The following is a 15,860-nucleotide window of genomic DNA, read 5'->3' as shown; positions in this document are numbered from 1 at the left end:
GAAGTCCGTGAAGGGCTCCTTGAGGGAATCTGATTCCCTCAAGGAGCCCTTCACGGCTTTTCACGCAGGAGAGGGCAGCAGATCGAGCGCTTCCGACCAGGGTCGGCGCGGGTCGAGCCGGTGCAGCCGGACGCCCGCCTCGGCCAACGTGTCCAGATGCCGCCGCCAAGCCGGATGGTGCTCCCGGGTCGGCTGGATCTGGTAGGCCACGACGATCGTGATCCCTGGCGCGCCAAGGACATCGCCGAGCAACGTGAGCGCCTGGTTGTCCGCGATCCCCAGCGCCAGCTTCGCCACCGAGTTCGCCGAAGCGGGCGCGAAAAGGAACACCTTCGGATCCGGATGCGGACGCGGCTCGCCGGGAAGGCGGGACGTGCTGCGCACCGGAAGATCCGTCGTGGCTTCGAGTTCGCCCAGCCCGCCGGTCGCTTTCAGCCAGCCCCAGGCGGTCGGCGTGAGGGTGACGGCCAGCCGCCAGCCTCGGGCTACCGCTGGTTTCGCCAGCTCGTCGGTGAACCGGGTGTCCAGTCCGCCGCACGAGCTGGCGACCAAACCCAGATCTGTCACGGCTTGCGCAGCACCGCGCAGAACATCGCGTCGGTGCCGTGTCGGTGGGGCCACAGCTGGACGTACGGGCCGTCGCCGAGTTGCGGGACGTCCGGGAAGAACTCGCGGGCGTCGACGATCTCGGACTTGGTCCGGCGGGCGGTTTCGCCTACCACGCCTTCGGTTTCGGCCAGATGCGGCGAACACACGACGTACGTGACGATGCCGCCCGGACGCACCAGGTCCAGCGCCGCCATCAGGAGTTCGCCTTGCAGTTTGGTGAGGTCCGCGACGTCCGACGGCTTGCGGCGCCACCGGGCTTCCGGGCGTCGGCGGAGCGCGCCAAGACCGCTGCACGGGGCGTCGACCAGGATCCGGTCGTAACCCGGTTCGAGGCCGGATTCACGACCGTCGGCGACGTGCACGGTGACCGGCAGGCCCTCGGTCGCGTTCTCGATCAGCCGGGCCCGGTGCGGGGCCTTCTCGACGGCGTCCACGTGCGCACCGCTGATCTTGGCCAGCGCGCCGAGCAGCGCCGCTTTGCCGCCGGGGCCCGCGCACAGGTCCAGCCAGCGCTCGTCGGAGCCTTCCAGCGGGGCCTTGGTGACGGCGATGGCGCACAGCTGGCTGCCTTCGTCCTGCACCGCGGCGAGGCGCTCGCGCACCGGTTCCGCGTCGGCCGGATCGCCCGCGCCGGCGGGCAGGTGGACGCCGTAGGGCGAGTACGGCGCGGGGTCGCCGCCGGTGATGGCGGCCAGTTCGTCGGCGCTGATCTCGCCGGGACGCGCGACCAGGTGCACCTCGGGGCGGGCGTCGTCCGCTTCGAGGGCGGCTTTCAGCTCAGCGCCCTTGTCCCCCAACGCTTCCGCGAACGACCGGGCGACCCAGCGCGGGTGCGCGGTGCGGAGCGCGTACGCGCCGATCGGGTCGGTGGCCTCGTCCGGCGTCAGTTCGTCGAGCCACTGCGTCTCGTCCTTCGCGGACACCGCGCGCAGGATGGCGTTCGTGAATCCCGTTGCCCACGAACCGGCTTCGGCGCGCACCAGGTCCACAGTGGACCCGACAGCGGCGTGCTCCGGGATCCGGGTGCGCAGCAGCTGGTAGACGCCGAGCCGCAGCGCGTCGAGCACCACCGGGTCGGTCTTCTCGATCGGCCGGTCGGCGCACGCGGCGATCACCGCGTCGAGCAGGCCCTGCGCACGAGAGGCGCCGTAGGTCAGTTCGGTGGCCAGCGCGGCGTCGCGGCCGGTCACGCGACGTTCCCGCAGCAGCTGCGGGAGGACGAGGTTGGCGTACGCGTCCTTCTCGCGGACGGCGCGCAGCACGTCGAACGCGACCTGGCGGGCCGGGTCGATCTCCGGCGGACGCCGCGGTCCCTGTTTGCGCGGAGCCGGACGGCCCCGCTGCGGCCGCGACGGCCGCCGTTCTCCACGCTCGTTCACTGGAGGCGCTCTCCTTCGTCGATCCTCGTGCCGCGCGCCCAGTCGGTGGCCGCCATCCGTTTCTTCCCGGCCGCCTGGACCTCGCCAAGCCGCACCGGTTTCGTCGCCGTGCCCACGAGCACGCGCTTGCGCTCGACCACCAGCTCGCCCGGCCGCGGACCGGGTTCGTCGAGCACGGTGACCGGCCCCAGCTTGAACCGCTCGCCGCGGAACTCCGCCCACGCGCCGGGATCCGGCGTGACCGAACGGATGTGCCGGTCGACCGCGGAAGCCGGGTCGGCGAACGACACGCGCGCGTCCTCGACGGTCACCTTCGGCGCGTAGCTCATGCCCTCGCCCGGCTGCTCGACCGCGCGGAGCGTGCCGTCCTCGATGCCGTCCACGGTGGACACCAGCAGATGCGCCCCGGACTCGGCGAGCCTGCCGAGCAGCGCACCGGACGTGTCGTCCGGGCCGATCGGCTCGGTCACCACGCCGAACACCGGCCCGGCGTCGAGCTCCTTCACGATCCGGAAGGTGGACGCGCCGGTCATCTCGTCCCCGGCCCGGATCGCCGCCTGGACCGGTGCCGCGCCGCGCCACGCGGGCAGCAGCGAAAAATGCAGGTTGACCCAGCCGTGCGCGGGAATGTCGAGCGCGGACTGCGGCAGCAACGCCCCGTACGCGACGACCGGGCAGACGTCCGGCTCCAGCTCGCGCAACCGGGCGAGAAACGCCGGGTCGCCGGCGCGCGCGGGCGTGAGCACCTCGATGCCGTGCTCGTCGGCGAGCGTGCCCACCGGGGACCGCAGCACCTTGCGCCCGCGCCCGGCCTGGGCGTCCGGCCGCGTGACGACCGCGACGACCTCGTGCCGCTCAGACTCGATCAGCGCGCGCAACGACGGCACGGCAGGCTCCGGGGTGCCGGCGAAAACGAGACGCATCACCGCACCTCCGGAAGGGAAAAGGGGATTTCAGGCTGGTCGGACATCGGAAGCGAGTCTAGAAGACCCCTGCATCGACGGCGCGGCGCGGGCAGCCAGCCGCGGCGGGCGCCAGGATCGGGTATATGACCACGCTGAAGGCGACCCTGCACGACGACCTGACGACCGCGATCAAGGCCCGAGACCAGCTGCGCTCGGCAACGCTGCGGCTGACCCTCTCGGCGATCGGCTACGAAGAAACCGCAGGCGACACCGCCCGCGAACTCTCGGACGACGAGGTACAAAAGATCATCACCCGAGAGGTGAAGAAACGCCGCGACGCCGCCGAAGCCTTCGAGAAGGCAGGCCGAGCGGAATCAGCGGAACGCGAACGAGCCGAAGCAGAGGTCCTCACCGCCTACCTGCCCGCCCAACTCTCGGACGACGAGCTGCGCACCTTGGTCACCGAGGCAGTGACGGAAACCGGTGCCTCCGGAATGGCCGGAATGGGCGCCGTGATGAAGGCCGTACAGCCAAAGATCGCAGGCCGCGCCGAAGGCTCCCGCGTCGCCGCAGAGGTGAAACGCCAACTCGCCAACAGCTGACTCCGGCTGCGCCCCCTCTCGCCCAGGCACTTCGGTCCGTGAGGGCCACCCTGAGGAACGCTGATTCCGTCAGGGTTCCCCTCACGACCCACCGCCGCCGGAACACGCCCCAATGCGGCATTGGGTGCGTCAGACGCACCGAACGCCACATTGGGTGCATCCCACGCACCCAATGCCACATTGGGGCGCTACCCCACCCGCCAACCGCAGCCGACGCACCCACGCATCGAGCACCCAGCCCCACCCCGCAGCCGGTGCACCCAACGGTCGAGGCACCCAGCCCTCCCCCAACCCCGATACGAAGCTCCCCTGCGGTTCGGGGGTGCTTGTCAAGGCATCTTTCCCGCCTTGACAAGCACCCCCGAACCGTCAGCACAATCAACCTTCGGGGTGCCCCACGCAACCCTCAAAAGCAATGTCGCCGCCAAGCGACGAGCCGAGCCAACTCACTTAGAAGCAGCCATAGCCACCGCAGTAATAGTCGCCAACCCCCCAACCCCAGCCGCCCCCACAACCAACCCGGCCACAGCCGCAACCGAAGCAGCCAACCGCACCGCCAGCCCGGCAACCCACCGCAGCACCCGAACCACCGCGATCAACACAACCAGCGCCAGCACCAAAACCCCAGCCGACACCCCTTGCCCGCCGCTCTCCGCAGCAGCGCTCTCCGCAGCAGCCAGCACGGCACTCATAACCGCACCTCTATCCGCGGTTCGGCCAAGCTCTCCCGCCCGAATTCGCGCACGTTCTCGTACGCCCGCCTGCGCATCTCCTCACGCGCCCGCACCCGCCGCCGTTCCGAACCCAGCTGCCACACCCACCGCCAGCCGATGACCGTCGCGACGACGGAACCGGCGAGGGTCACCAGGAAGGCCTGTCCGACGAGACCGTGGAGCGATTCGAGGCTCAGCAACACCAGCAGCGCCCACACCTGAGCGACGGTGAACGGGATGACCAGAGCTGCCGCGTACACCCCCCGACGCCAGCGAACCGGCTGAGGAGCGGGAAGAAACGGTTCCATGACTGCCTCCCTCGGTGGTGTGCTTCCAGAAAACCCCGGCGGCGCCGGGAAATCTGTGTCAGCTGACACGTTTCAGCGGGCGAGCCTCCGCAGTTCCGCGAGCCGGTGAACGGTCACCTTGCCGCGCGCGGTGCTGATCACCCCCTGGCGGCGGAGTTCCCGTGTCACCCGTGCCCACGATTCGCGCGAAATCGCTGCTGTCATAGCGAGTTCTGCTTGCGTTCCGGGCACCGCGACTTCGATATCCGTACCTCGCCGCACGCCGTGCTGAACCGCCAGCTGCATCAACTGCGCGGCGACGCGGCGGGTGGCCGTCCCGCCGCCGATGTCGAGCCATTGCCGTCCGACGTCGCGCATCCGGTCCGCCAGAACTTGCAGCAGCGCCCAGGAAATCGCCGCCTCGCGCCGGCACAGCGCGACGAACCGCGCGGCGGGCACGACCAGGACGTCCAGTTCGTCGAGCGCTTGCACTGTCGCCGACCTCCGTCCGCCGTCGATCACGGCGAGTTCGCCGATCACGTCGCCCGCGCCGCGGACGCCGATCACGACCTCGCGCCCGTCCGGCGTCGCGTTGGTGATCCGGACGTGCCCGGCAAGGAGGAGAAGCACCACCGAGGCCCGCTCGCCTTCGCGGCAGAGAACGTCCCCGCGCCGGTAAGCCTTGCGGACGGACAGCTCTTCGAACTTCGCGCGCTCCGCGGCGCCCAGCGCCGGCCAGAACCCGATCGTTTCCACGGCGGTCCCCCTCCTCGTCGTCGGCCGGACCGGTCAGGCGATCAGTCCCGCTCCCGGCCGGACGGCGTCGGTGGTGCGGACCCAGCCGCGGGTCCGCTGCCCGCCGACGCGCACGCGGAAGGCGTGTGCGAAGGAGCTGCGGTCGATCCCGGCGTAGCCGTGCCGGACGACCGAGCGGTGGATCGCGTTCGAGACGACGAGCGCGAGCGGCCCCGAGGAGCTGCGCAGCCTGCGTCTCAGATCAGGGGCGTCGAGGAGACGGCAGGCGATGTCGATGTCCTCGCCGTACGGCCCGTGCGCGTCGTAGTGCACCTCGCCGGCGTGCACCGAAACACGCAGCCGGAAGGCCAGTTCGGGCTCCTGGTCGCCGTGCCGGGCGAGCAGGTCGGCGAGCGCGGGCACCACGCGGGCGAGCAGGACCGTCTTCGGCACCTCGTCGACCGGCCGGACGAGGCACAGCGCCCCGTCGCCCCGGTCCACGAACGGATCCCGGAACTGCTCCGTGATGCCGCCGGCCCGGAACGCCTCGTCGAGCAGGGCGAACAGAACCGAACGGAGCCCGGCCCGAGCCGGGTTCGTACGGGTGGTCGACCCTTCGATGTCGACGACCACGATGGCTCGGTGTACTGGTGCCGGTACTGCTGAGGTGTCCATGACCGCCCCCTTATTTCAGGAAGCTACTGAAATCTAGTAGACTTTCACAGCAGCTACTATAAGGGTGGGCCCGTACTGAAACAATGGTGTCGCGCACACGACATCTTCGATTCAGGTGCGGGTCAAGTCCGAGATAGGCAACCCCTGAACCCTCGCCGACACTCGACCCCGGCCCGTCCGGCCACTCCGGCTTCCCGGGTGTAGAATCCCCGCCATTCACGCCTGACTGAACTTCACTGAAGGGTCTGAAGTCGTGTCTCAGCCCAACCCCGCGCTCGCCGCTCGCCTGCGTACTCTGCGCAAGGAGAGCTGGTCCGACGTGGTGCTCACCCAGAAGCAGCTCGCCGAGGCCTTCGGCGTGAGCACCGGCCTGCTGTCGTCGTGGGAGAACGTGGCGAAACCGGTGACGCCCCCGCCGCACCGCCTCGAGGCGTACGCGACCTTCTTCGCCACCCGCCGTTCGGTGCAGGGCCCCCAGCTTCATCTCCTGGACACCGAAAACCTGACGGACGACGAGCACACCGTCCGCAAAGAACTGCTCGCGGAGCTGCAGGCGCTGCGCGGCGACCTCGACGACCCGCCGGCCCAGCCGGTGTTCGCCCCGTCGAGCCTGTGGCACTTCCCGCCGAACCAGGACATCGTCATCGTCTGCGCGCAGCTGCCGGAGAAGTACCGGATCGCCTACACCGACCCGTCCAGCCCGGACTACGTGAACCTCTACACCTACGCCGACCCGGACGCGCTGCTGGAGCTCTACGGCCACATCCGCGCGTGCAACCCGGCCAGCAACGTCACCTTCCGCACCACCGACCAGAACACGACGCTGTCGGCGGACGAGTACACCGCGCACCTGGTGCTGCTCGGCGGCGTCGACTGGAACCCGCAGACCCGCGCGCTGCTCGACCGGGTCGACGTGCCGGTCCGCCAGATCAGCCGCAAGGGCGACGAGGACCAGCTGGACACCGGGTTCGAAGTGACCCGCCCGGACGGCAGCACCCAGAGGTTCAGCGCCAAACTGCGCGACGGCATCCTGCTCGAGGACGTCGCGCACTTCTACCACGGCGTCAGCCCGCTCAACCGCAAGCGCACCGTGACCGTGTGCAACGGAATGTACGGCCGCGGCACCCTCGGGGCCGTACGAGCGCTGACCGACCGCCGTTTCCGCGACCGCAACCAGGCCTACCTCGACCAGCGCTTCGCGGGCGCGGATTCCTTCAGCATCATCAGCCGGGTCCCGGTCTTCGACAACCAGGGGCTCACCCCTGACTGGACCCTGCCCGAAAACCGGCTGCACGAGTGGCCAGAATCGAGCCTCACATGACCGCGACCGTCGCAGCGCCGGCGCAGCACACGACGCATCAGCGGCTGCTGCACCACGTCGCCGCCGAAGACGCGCCGCAGGCCAGGCTGGACGCGATCGTCGTGCCCAACGGCCGCCCCGCCGCCTATCTCAAGGACGCGTTCCGCGCCGCCCGCGAAGCCGACGCCACGCTTCTGCTGCTGTGCAGCAAGAACGCGCGCGCGACCGACGCGGTGCTCGCCGGGAAGCGCGCCGGGGTGCGAGTCCGCGCGATCGACACCGACGAGGCCGCCGGTCTCGGCGCCGTCCCGCCGTTCGCGACGAGCAAGCTGCTGCAGGCGAAGCGCCTGCTGCGCCGCACTGACACGAGCTTCAAGCGCAACCTCGGCGTGCTCGTCGCCGACCTGGCGGGCTGGCAGCGCATCCTCTTCCTCGACGACGACATCCGGCTGTTCCCGCACAAAGACATCCCGCTCCTTCGCCCGAGCAACCTGCGCGCCGCCGCGGGTCTGCTCGACCAGTACGCGGCAGCGGGCCTGGCCAACGTCGGCATGCCGGACAACTCCGTGGTGTGCCACGCCTACCGCGAGTCCGGCGGAAAACAGGACACGTTCGTCGGCGGCGGCGCGCTGGCCGTCGGACGCGCCGCGTTCTCGTCGTTCTTCCCGGACATCTACAACGAGGACTGGTTTTTTCTCCTCACCGCGACCGGATTGCGCGCCACGGCGATCACCAGCTTCGCCTACCAGCACGACTACGACCCCTTTCGCGACACGGTGCGCGCCCGGTCGGAGGAACTGGGCGACACGCTCGCCGAGGGCATCTACGGCCTGCTGGACAACGGTCTCGGCATCGCCGGCGCGGACGTCGCGTACTGGGCGGACTTCCTGGGAAGCCGCCGGGCGTTCATCCGCACCACGCTGCAGCAGGTCCAGGACGCGCCTTACCTGACCGGCGCGTACGAGAACCGGATGGTCGCCGCGCTGAAGGCCGCGCTCGGCCGCAGCCTGCTGATCGAGCCGGACCTGTGCGTCCGGTACCTGCGCGCTTGGCAACGGGACCGGGACACGTGGGAAACGCATCTGCTGTCGTTGCGCGCACGCCACGGCGCGCCGGGCGATCCGGACGCCGCGTTCGACACGCTGGGGATCGCGGAGATCGTGCACAAGTCCTGAAGGTTCAGCGTTCGCCGCAGCCGCGGGTGGCGAGCGGCGCGGGACGGTCGTCCGGCAGCCGCTTCACCAGCACGTGGCAGCGTTCGGCTTCGAGAATCGTGCGCCCGTCCGGCGAAACGCGCTCGGCGTAGCAGACGACCGTGCCGTGACCCCAGTCGTGATAGCCGAGGCGGCGGTACAGCCTCGCGGCGCGCGTGTTGTCCGTGCGGACCGCGAGCGCGCCGAGCGCGTGACCGTGGCCGACCAAGTAATCCTCGACTGCGCGCACGAGAGCCGCGCCGATGCCGCGGTTGCGCGCGTCCGGGGCGACCTCCAGATGGTTCAGGAGCGGAACGCCCGGCAGGTGGCCGCGGATCGGCGGCTCCTCGGCGTCCTCGAGCCAGAGATACACGGCGCCGACCGGCCGCGCGGAGCACCACGCGGCGAACAGGACGCCGAGTCCCTTCGCCTGCCGGGTGAACCGGTCCTCGAAAAACCCCTGGTCGCCGAGGATCCCCGCCAGCGCCGCGAGGTCCGCCTGCTCAGCCGGCCGGATCGAGACCTCGCCCATCAACGCCGACTCCTGTCCGCGGGACCGGGGCACGCGAGCGGCAGGCCCGGGCCGCGGTCCTGATCTTGGCCGCCCGGCCTCAAGGGTAAGTGCGCGCCTGGGCACCGCGAAGACGGCGAATGCCGCAGCGCGGTCCTGCGAACGGAGCAACGGGCCGCCCTGCGCCGCCGCGCCCCTCCCCCGGTTTCCACGTCCCCAATACACCCCAGGACGCCCCGATTCAAACGGAAACCGGGCGGTAGTGCGGAAAACCGCTTCCGGTGGTGGGTTTGGCGCGCAAATGAACGGTCGGGCGGACGGGGGTCAGCGGATCCAGTCGTGTTGGCGGGTCTGTGCGGCGGTGGGAGGACCGCTGCCTGGCCGCCCCGCGCCTCGATCAGGACCAGCCGATCCAGCCGTGCTCGCAGCGGAACAACCGCTTCCCCGCCGCACGGCGCCTAGATCAGGTCCAGCGGATCCAGCTGCACCCGCACCGGTTCGACGGCTTTCCGGGCGTCCCGGCGGGCCACCGCGTCGCGCACCACTGTCGCCAGGGCGCGGCCGTCCGGGCGGGCCACCCGTACCAGTGCCCGTTCGCGTTCCGCGTTGCCCTCGTCGTCGTAGTCGCCCAGCGGGACCGGGCCCAGGACCTCGCCGCTGTCCGGCAGCGGGAGGTCGTCGAGCACGCTCGCCACCGCAGCCGGGCTTCCCTCGACGCTCGCCATCCGCATCGCGGGCGGGAAACCCAGTTCCCGGCGCTGTTCCAATTCCTGGCTCGCATGCCAGCCCGGATCCCAGCGCACCAGCGCCTGCACCACCGCCAGCCCCGCCTCCGCGCCGACGATTACCCGGCCCCCGCCCGACGCGGGGCGCACCAGCGCGCCGGCGGCCATCCAGCGGCGAAGGGTTTCTTCCGCGGCACGCAGATCCTGGCGTCCGAGCAACGCCCAGCCGTCCAGCAGCAGCGCCGCGCCGTAACCGCCTTCGGCGACCGGCTCCGCGCCCGGCGTGCAGACCACCAGCGCCGGGCGGCCCGGGACGGTCGCGAGGACTTCGGTCGCGCCGGAAGTCCGGACCGGAACCCCGGGAAAAGCCCGGCCCAGTTCTTCGGCGGTGCGTTTCGCGCCGACCACCACGGCCCGCAACCGGACGGAACCGCAAGCAGGACAACGGAAAGCGGTCTCCGGGACGCCGCACCACCGGCACGCGGGCGGGCGCGGAGCACCGTCCGCCGACCCGCCGGGCAACGCCAGCGGACCGGCGCAGCGACGGCAGTGGGCGGGCGTCCGGCATTGGCCGCACGACAATCCGGGAACGTAACCGCGGCGCGGAACCTGGACCAAAGCCGGCAAACCGGCGGCGAAAGCTTGGCGCGCGGCTTCGAACGCGACCGCGGGCAGCCGGGCGACCCGGGCGGCTTCGTCGCGCGCTACGTCGAAGTCCTCGCCGACCGGGGTCACGCGCGGGGCGGCGGCGCGGAGTTCGGCGCGATCGGCCTGGATCTGTTGCGCCCAGCCGGATTCCACCAGCAGCTGCGCCTCGGCGGTCCGGGCGAATCCGCCGACCAGGAACGCCGATTTCGTGGCATGCGCCCGATCCATCAGCACATCCCGCACGTGCGGGTACGGGGCATGCGGATCCAGATGCAGATCGTCGCCGTCGTCCCACACGACGAACAGACCGGGATCGGCGACGGGCGCGAACATCGCCGCGCGAGTGCCGACCACCACGCGAACCGCGCCGCGCAGCACGGAAAGCCAGCGACGGTACCGTTCCGCCGGGCCCAGCCCGGCGATCAGCGCGGCGACGCCCTGCTCCCCCACCAGTTCGATGCACGCCTCGTGGACCCGGGTGAGGTCGCGGTGGTCCGGGACTACCAGGACCGCCCCCCTGCCTTGAGCTGCCGCGGTGGCCGCCGCTTCGGCGAGGCGGCGCGGCCAGTCTTCGCCGGGGAGGGCCTGCCAGACCGCGTTCGCTTGACGGGATTCGGCGATCGCTTCCAGGAACGCTTCGCCGCGTTGGTAACGGGACCAGGCGGAGACGTCCGGGGCCTCGGGTTTCGGGGCCGGTTCCGCGGGCGGCTCGCTTTCGGTCTTCGCGTGGCGTGGCGGCAGGGCCAGGCGCAGGACGTCGGAAAGGGTTCCGGCGTAGCGGTCGGCTACCGAGCGGCAGACGGCGTGCAGCGACGGCGGGAGGACGGGTTCGCTCGAGGTGACTCGCTCCAGGTAGGCGAGTTTCCGTTCGTACTCCGTCGTGTCGGTGCGTTCGATGAGGTAGCCGTCGACCAGCTGGCCCGCGAAGCGCACCCGGACCCGGCAGCCGGGGACTGCGGATTCGTGCAGTTTTTCCGGGACCTGGTAGTCGAAGGTGCGGTCGAGGTGGGCCAGCGGGATGTCTACGGCGATCTTCGCGACGGGGAGTTCGGGGGCCGGGGTTTGCTGGCCTTTTCGGGATCGGGTCGGTTTGCGGGCGGGCTTTTTCGCCGGGGTGGCCTTCGGCTCCGGGGCGGAGCGCGGAGGCTCCGGGAGGTCCCATAGGGGGGTGGGTTCGGAGCTGGTCACTTGGAGATCTCTACCAGACTGGTCCGACAGTGCGGCGGGGAGATTCCCCTTCGGGGGGAAGGTGCGGCGGGGCACCCCGAAGCTTGATTGTGCTGACGGCTCGGGGAGGGAGATTCCCCTTCGGGGGGAAGGTGCGGCGGGGCACCCCGAAGCTTGATTGTGCTGACGGCTCGGGGGTGCTTGTCAAGGCGGGAAAGATGCCTTGACAAGCACCCCCGAACCGCAGGGAGGCTTCGTATCGGGGTGCGCGGGAGGGGCTGGGTGCCTCGAACGTTGGGTGCGCTGGCTGCGGTGTGGGCGAGGTGGGGGCTTGCGCCCCAATGTGGCATTGGGTGCGTCAGATGCACCCAATGTGGCGTTCGGTGCGTCAGATGCACCCAATGCCGCATTGGGGCGGCATCCCGGCGGCAGGTGGGCGTGGGGCGAGCGGGTCGGTCGTGAGGGGAACCCTGGGGGAATCAGAGTCAATGAGGGTGGCCCTCACGAACCGCGACCGGGGCCGAAAGCCGTGAAGGGCTCCTTGAGGGAATGGGATTCCCTCAAGGAGCCCTTCACGGACCGAAACGGATCAGGCGCCGGCGAGTGAGCGCAGGGCGTCGGCGCGGGCGGTGCTTTCCCACGGGAGGTTCAGGTCGGGGCGGCCGAAGTGGCCGTACGCGGCGGTCGGGGCGTAGATCGGGCGCAGCAGGTCCAGGTCGCGGATGATCGCGGCGGGGCGCAGGTCGAAGACCTCGCTGATGGCCGACTGGATCTTGGTCGGGTCGACCGTTTCGGTGCCGAACGTCTCGACGAACAGGCCCACGGGAGCCGCCTTGCCGATGGCGTACGCCACCTGCACCTCGACCCGTCCGGCCAGGCCCGCGGCGACCACGTTCTTCGCCACCCAGCGCATCGCGTACGCGGCCGAGCGGTCCACCTTGGACGGGTCCTTGCCGGAGAACGCGCCGCCGCCGTGGCGGGCCATGCCGCCGTAGGTGTCGACGATGATTTTGCGGCCGGTGAGCCCGGCGTCGCCCATCGGGCCGCCGATCACGAAGCGGCCGGTGGGGTTCACCAGGAGGCGGGTGCTGTCGGTGTCGAGGCCCAGTTCGGCCAGCTCCGGCTCCACGACGTGCTTGCGCACGTCGACGCCGAGCATCTGCTCCAGGTCGATCCCGTCCGCGTGCTGGGTGGACACCACGACGGTGTCGAGCCGCACCGGCTGTTCGCCCGCGTACTCGATGGTGACCTGGGTCTTGCCGTCCGGGCGCAGGTACGGCAGCACGCCGTCCTTGCGGACCGCGGTCAGCCGGCGCGACAGGCGGTGCGCGAGCGCGATCGGGAGCGGCATCAGTTCGGGCGTGTCCGAGCAGGCGTAGCCGAACATCAGGCCCTGGTCGCCCGCGCCCTGGCGGTTGATCTCGTCCTCGTCCGATTCGACGCGCGACTCGTACGCGGTGTCGACGCCCTGGGCGATGTCCGGCGACTGCGAGCCGATCGCCACGTTCACGCCGCAGGAGTTGCCGTCGAAGCCCTTGGCCGACGAGTCGTAGCCGATGCGCAGGATGACGTCCCGCACGATGGTGGGGATGTCCGCGTAAGCCTCGGTCGTGACCTCGCCCGCGACGTGCACCTGGCCCGTCGTGATCAGGGTCTCGACGGCGACCCGGCTGCGCGGGTCCTTGGTGAGCAGGCCGTCGAGGATCGAGTCGCTGATGGCGTCACAGATCTTGTCGGGGTGGCCTTCCGTCACGGATTCCGACGTGAACAGCCTCTTCGTGGACGCAGACACGACCTCGTCACTTCCCTCGGTCAAGCGATGGCGCCCCACCGGTATTTCAGGCGCTCCTGGCACAGCCCACCCTACCCAGCGGGCCTGTAGCTAGAGTCGACGTTCGATCAACGCTGTTACGGCATCCCACAATGTGGCCGCCAGCCGGGCTTTAGCGCCTTGCGAGATGACCTGCTCGGTGCCGTCCGCGGCGAGCAGCCAGCCCGAATTGTCCTCGGTGCCGAAGGCTTTGCCGTCGCCGACCGCGTTGACCACGAGCAGATCCGCGCCCTTGCGGCGGAGCTTGGCGCGGGCGTGGTCGAGCACACTGCCGTTCTCGTCGCCGGTTTCCGCGGCGAAGCCCACCACGATCTGCCCGGAACGCCGTTCTCGCACCAATTCGGCGAGGATGTCGGCGTTGCGGTCGAGCGTGATGACCGGGTCCGGGCTGTCGTCGGACTTCTTGATCTTGTGGTCGGCCAGCGTGGCGGGCCGGAAATCCGCGACCGCGGCGGCCATCACGACCACATCCGCGTCCGCCGCGGCGGCGTGCACCGCTTTGCGCATTTCCTCCGCAGTGGACACGCGTTGCAGCGTCGCGCCCGCCGGGGACGGCAGTTCGTCGGTGTGCCCGGCGACCAGCGTCACCTCGGCGCCGCGCTGCGCGGCGACCCGGGCGAGCGCGAAGCCCTGTTTGCCGGACGAGCGGTTGCCGAGGAAGCGGACCGGGTCCAGCGGTTCGCGGGTGCCGCCCGCGGAGATCACCACGCGCAGGCCTTCGAGGTCCCGCGGCAGCGCGCGCGGCTCGGCGAGCAGCAGCCGGGCCAGGTCGACGATCTCGGCCGGGTCGGCGAGCCGTCCCTTGCCGGTGTCGACGCCCGTCAACCGGCCCGCCGCGGGTTCGGTGACGACCATGCCGCGCGAGCGCAGCAGCGCCACGTTGTCGCGGGTGGCCGGGTGCTCCCACATCTCCGTGTGCATCGCCGGGAAGAAGGCGACCGGGCACCGGGCGGTGAGCAGGGTGTTGGTGAGGAGGTCGTCGGCGAGCCCGTGCGCGGCCTTGGCCAGCAGGTTCGCGGTCGCCGGGACGACCAGCACGAGGTCGGCCTCTTTGCCGACCCGCACGTGCTGCACCTCGGGCACCTCGGTGAAAACCCCGGTGTGCACCGGGTTCCCGGACAGTGCCTCGAAGGTCGCCGCGCCGACGAAATTCAGCGCGGCCTCGGTGGGCACGACGCGGACGTCGTGCCCGGATTCGGTGAGGCCCCGCAGGACCTCGCACGCCTTGTAGGCGGCGATGCCGCCGCCCACGCCCAGGACGACCCTGGGCTTGGCGTCATTCACCCTCGGTGTGCTCGAGCAGCCCGCCGTGGATCTCGCGCAGCGCGATCGACAGCGGCTTCTCGCGGGGGCCGGGCTCGACCAGCGGGCCCACGTACTCCAGCAGGCCCTCGCCCAGCTGCGCGTAGTAGTCGTTGATCTGCCGGGCCCGCTTGGCCGAGTAGATCACCAGCGCGTACTTCGAGGAGACCTTCTCGAGCAGGTCGTCGATCGGCGGGTTGGTGATGCCTTCGAGCTCTTCCAGCGTCGCCTGTTGCACAGTCACTCGTGGTGCTCCGTATCGTCACATCGATCGGCGGCAGAATCGCCACCGCCGGTAATCAAGTCTAGCAACCGCCGCGCGGCGACCTCGACGTCGGCGTTCACGACCCGTTCGTCGAACTCCCCTGCCGCGGCCAGTTCGCGTTCCGCCTCGGCCAGCCGGGCGGCCACCGCGGCCTCGGTCTCGGTGCCCCGGCCGGTGAGCCTGCCGACCAGTTCCTCCCAGGACGGCGGCATCAGCATGACCAGCCGCGCCTCCGGCATCGCGGCCCGGACCTGGCGCGCGCCCTGCAGTTCGATCTCCAGCACCGCCGGACGGCCGTCCGCCAGCGCCTTCTCGACCGGCTCGCGCGGCGTCCCGTACCGGTTGCCCGCGAACTCGGCCCATTCCAGCAGCCGGTTCCCGGCCACCATCCGGTCGAATTCGGCGGAATCCACGAAGTGGTAATGGTTTCCGTCGACCTCGCCCGGCCGCGGCGCCCGCGTCGTCACCGAAACGCTGAAGTACAGGTTCGGCTCGAGCCGGCGCAGCTGTCCCACCACACTCGACTTCCCGACGCCGGAAGGGCCGGAGACGACCGTGAGCCGGGGGCGGGAGATGTCCCCCGCCACCGGCTCACTGCCGCGGTCGGCGCCCCGGGTCACCGGGTAGTCCTGACCGACGCCGCTCACTCGCCGCTGAACTCGGCCAGCAGCGCCTTGCGCTGCCGGTCGCCGAGCCCGCGGAGCCTGCGGCTGGGGGCGATCTCCAGTCGTTCCATCGTCTGCTGGGCACGGACCTTGCCGACGCCGGGGAGCGCCTCGAGCAAAGCCGAAACCTTCATCTTGCCGAGGACTTCGTTCTCCTCGGCCTGCTTCAGCACGTCGACCAGAGTGGTACCGCCCCGCTTCAGCCGCTCCTTCAGCTCAGCACGGATGCGGCGGGCGGCGGCGGCCTTCTCCAGCGCCGCAGCACGCTGTTCCTCTGTCAGCTGGGGAAGTGCCACGTTTTCCTCCGGTAGTTCTCACATCTGGGTGGGTGACGCGACGGTACCCACC

At 70.6% G+C, this 15,860-nt stretch carries 16 protein-coding genes; 3 read left to right on the top strand and 13 right to left on the bottom strand.

Features of this window, described 5'->3' with window-relative positions; translation table 11 throughout:
* Positions 1-60: 60 nt before the first annotated feature.
* Genes WA670_RS18320 through fmt form a run of 3 tightly spaced genes read right to left on the bottom strand, consistent with a single transcriptional unit; the run spans position 61 to position 2,911 of the window.
* Positions 61-567, bottom strand: coding sequence for a flavoprotein (locus WA670_RS18320; protein WP_037814614.1), 507 nt, complete (start codon positions 565-567; stop codon positions 61-63).
* On the bottom strand, positions 564-1,988 hold the full coding sequence (locus WA670_RS18315; RefSeq protein ID WP_134730942.1) for an RsmB/NOP family class I SAM-dependent RNA methyltransferase: 1,425 nt from the start codon (positions 1,986-1,988) through the stop codon (positions 564-566). Before WA670_RS18315 ends, WA670_RS18320 begins: the two co-directional genes overlap by 4 nt.
* Positions 1,985-2,911: a methionyl-tRNA formyltransferase gene (gene fmt / locus WA670_RS18310; protein ID WP_134730944.1), complete on the bottom strand. Its 927-nt coding sequence runs from the start codon at positions 2,909-2,911 to the stop codon at positions 1,985-1,987. The genes WA670_RS18315 and fmt overlap by 4 nt, the downstream gene beginning before the upstream one ends.
* Positions 2,912-3,036: 125 nt before the next feature.
* On the opposite strand from fmt, the gene WA670_RS18305 reads away from it, so the two are divergent.
* Positions 3,037-3,495 carry a GatB/YqeY domain-containing protein gene (locus tag WA670_RS18305; RefSeq protein WP_134730946.1) on the top strand — a complete coding sequence of 153 codons (459 nt, stop codon included), beginning with the start codon at positions 3,037-3,039 and terminating at the stop codon, positions 3,493-3,495.
* 688 nt (positions 3,496-4,183) lie between these two features.
* On the opposite strand, the gene WA670_RS18300 is transcribed toward WA670_RS18305, so the two are convergent.
* From WA670_RS18300 to WA670_RS18290, 3 genes are all read right to left on the bottom strand, one after another.
* Entirely contained in the window at positions 4,184-4,468 is a 285-nt protein-coding gene (locus tag WA670_RS18300) for a hypothetical protein (protein ID WP_199817737.1), read from the bottom strand.
* Between the two features lie 120 nt (positions 4,469-4,588).
* Positions 4,589-5,251, bottom strand: coding sequence for a Crp/Fnr family transcriptional regulator (locus WA670_RS18295; protein WP_037814608.1), 663 nt, complete (start codon positions 5,249-5,251; stop codon positions 4,589-4,591).
* A gap of 33 nt (positions 5,252-5,284) precedes the next feature.
* Entirely contained in the window at positions 5,285-5,905 is a 621-nt protein-coding gene (locus WA670_RS18290; RefSeq protein ID WP_037814607.1) for a hypothetical protein, read from the bottom strand.
* Between the two features lie 253 nt (positions 5,906-6,158).
* Here WA670_RS18290 and WA670_RS18285 point away from each other — a divergent pair, with 253 nt between their 5' ends.
* Both WA670_RS18285 and WA670_RS18280 read left to right on the top strand, forming a co-directional pair.
* Entirely contained in the window at positions 6,159-7,226 is a 1,068-nt protein-coding gene (locus WA670_RS18285; protein WP_134730950.1) for a helix-turn-helix domain-containing protein, read from the top strand.
* On the top strand, positions 7,223-8,380 hold the full coding sequence (locus WA670_RS18280; RefSeq protein WP_134730952.1) for a hypothetical protein: 1,158 nt from the start codon (positions 7,223-7,225) through the stop codon (positions 8,378-8,380). Before WA670_RS18285 ends, WA670_RS18280 begins: the two co-directional genes overlap by 4 nt.
* 4 nt (positions 8,381-8,384) lie before the next feature.
* On the opposite strand, the gene WA670_RS18275 is transcribed toward WA670_RS18280, so the two are convergent.
* The 7 genes from WA670_RS18275 to mihF all read right to left on the bottom strand — a co-directional run bounded on the left by WA670_RS18275 (position 8,385) and on the right by mihF (position 15,808).
* Positions 8,385-8,930, bottom strand: a complete 546-nt coding sequence (locus WA670_RS18275) for a GNAT family N-acetyltransferase (RefSeq protein ID WP_134730954.1) — start codon at positions 8,928-8,930, stop codon at positions 8,385-8,387.
* Positions 8,931-9,367: 437 nt separating this feature from the next.
* On the bottom strand, positions 9,368-11,470 hold the full coding sequence (locus WA670_RS18270; protein WP_037814603.1) for a primosomal protein N': 2,103 nt from the start codon (positions 11,468-11,470) through the stop codon (positions 9,368-9,370).
* Positions 11,471-12,038: 568 nt separating this feature from the next.
* On the bottom strand, positions 12,039-13,241 hold the full coding sequence (metK, locus tag WA670_RS18265; protein ID WP_037819197.1) for a methionine adenosyltransferase: 1,203 nt from the start codon (positions 13,239-13,241) through the stop codon (positions 12,039-12,041).
* 90 nt (positions 13,242-13,331) lie between these two features.
* Positions 13,332-14,564 carry a bifunctional phosphopantothenoylcysteine decarboxylase/phosphopantothenate--cysteine ligase CoaBC gene (coaBC, locus tag WA670_RS18260; RefSeq protein ID WP_078870735.1) on the bottom strand — a complete coding sequence of 411 codons (1,233 nt, stop codon included), beginning with the start codon at positions 14,562-14,564 and terminating at the stop codon, positions 13,332-13,334.
* Positions 14,557-14,826, bottom strand: coding sequence for a DNA-directed RNA polymerase subunit omega (rpoZ, locus tag WA670_RS18255; protein ID WP_020658117.1), 270 nt, complete (start codon positions 14,824-14,826; stop codon positions 14,557-14,559). Before rpoZ ends, coaBC begins: the two co-directional genes overlap by 8 nt.
* Positions 14,823-15,494: a guanylate kinase gene (gene gmk, locus WA670_RS18250; protein WP_037818934.1), complete on the bottom strand. Its 672-nt coding sequence runs from the start codon at positions 15,492-15,494 to the stop codon at positions 14,823-14,825. The genes rpoZ and gmk overlap by 4 nt, the downstream gene beginning before the upstream one ends.
* Positions 15,491-15,808, bottom strand: coding sequence for an integration host factor, actinobacterial type (gene mihF, locus WA670_RS18245; protein ID WP_003096398.1), 318 nt, complete (start codon positions 15,806-15,808; stop codon positions 15,491-15,493). The genes gmk and mihF overlap by 4 nt, the downstream gene beginning before the upstream one ends.
* Positions 15,809-15,860: the final 52 nt, after the last annotated feature.

This window comes from Amycolatopsis sp. VC5-11, from assembly GCF_037034185.1.
Taxonomy (GTDB): Bacteria; Actinomycetota; Actinomycetes; order Mycobacteriales; family Pseudonocardiaceae; genus Amycolatopsis; species Amycolatopsis nivea.
Note: the sequence above shows the minus strand (reverse complement) of the source record. Positions and strands in the feature narration are given on the sequence as shown.

What these genes read in the sequence shown, in the direction of transcription:
- fmt (WP_134730944.1), bottom strand. Translation starts at nt 2,911, where the DNA reads ATGCGTCTCGTTTTCGCCGGCACCCCGGAGCCTGCCGTGCCGTCGTTG.
- WA670_RS18305 (WP_134730946.1), top strand. Translation starts at nt 3,037, where the DNA reads ATGACCACGCTGAAGGCGACCCTGCACGACGACCTGACGACCGCGATC.
- WA670_RS18290 (WP_037814607.1), bottom strand. Translation starts at nt 5,905, where the DNA reads ATGGACACCTCAGCAGTACCGGCACCAGTACACCGAGCCATCGTGGTC.
- WA670_RS18280 (WP_134730952.1), top strand. Translation starts at nt 7,223, where the DNA reads ATGACCGCGACCGTCGCAGCGCCGGCGCAGCACACGACGCATCAGCGG.
- WA670_RS18275 (WP_134730954.1), bottom strand. Translation starts at nt 8,930, where the DNA reads ATGGGCGAGGTCTCGATCCGGCCGGCTGAGCAGGCGGACCTCGCGGCG.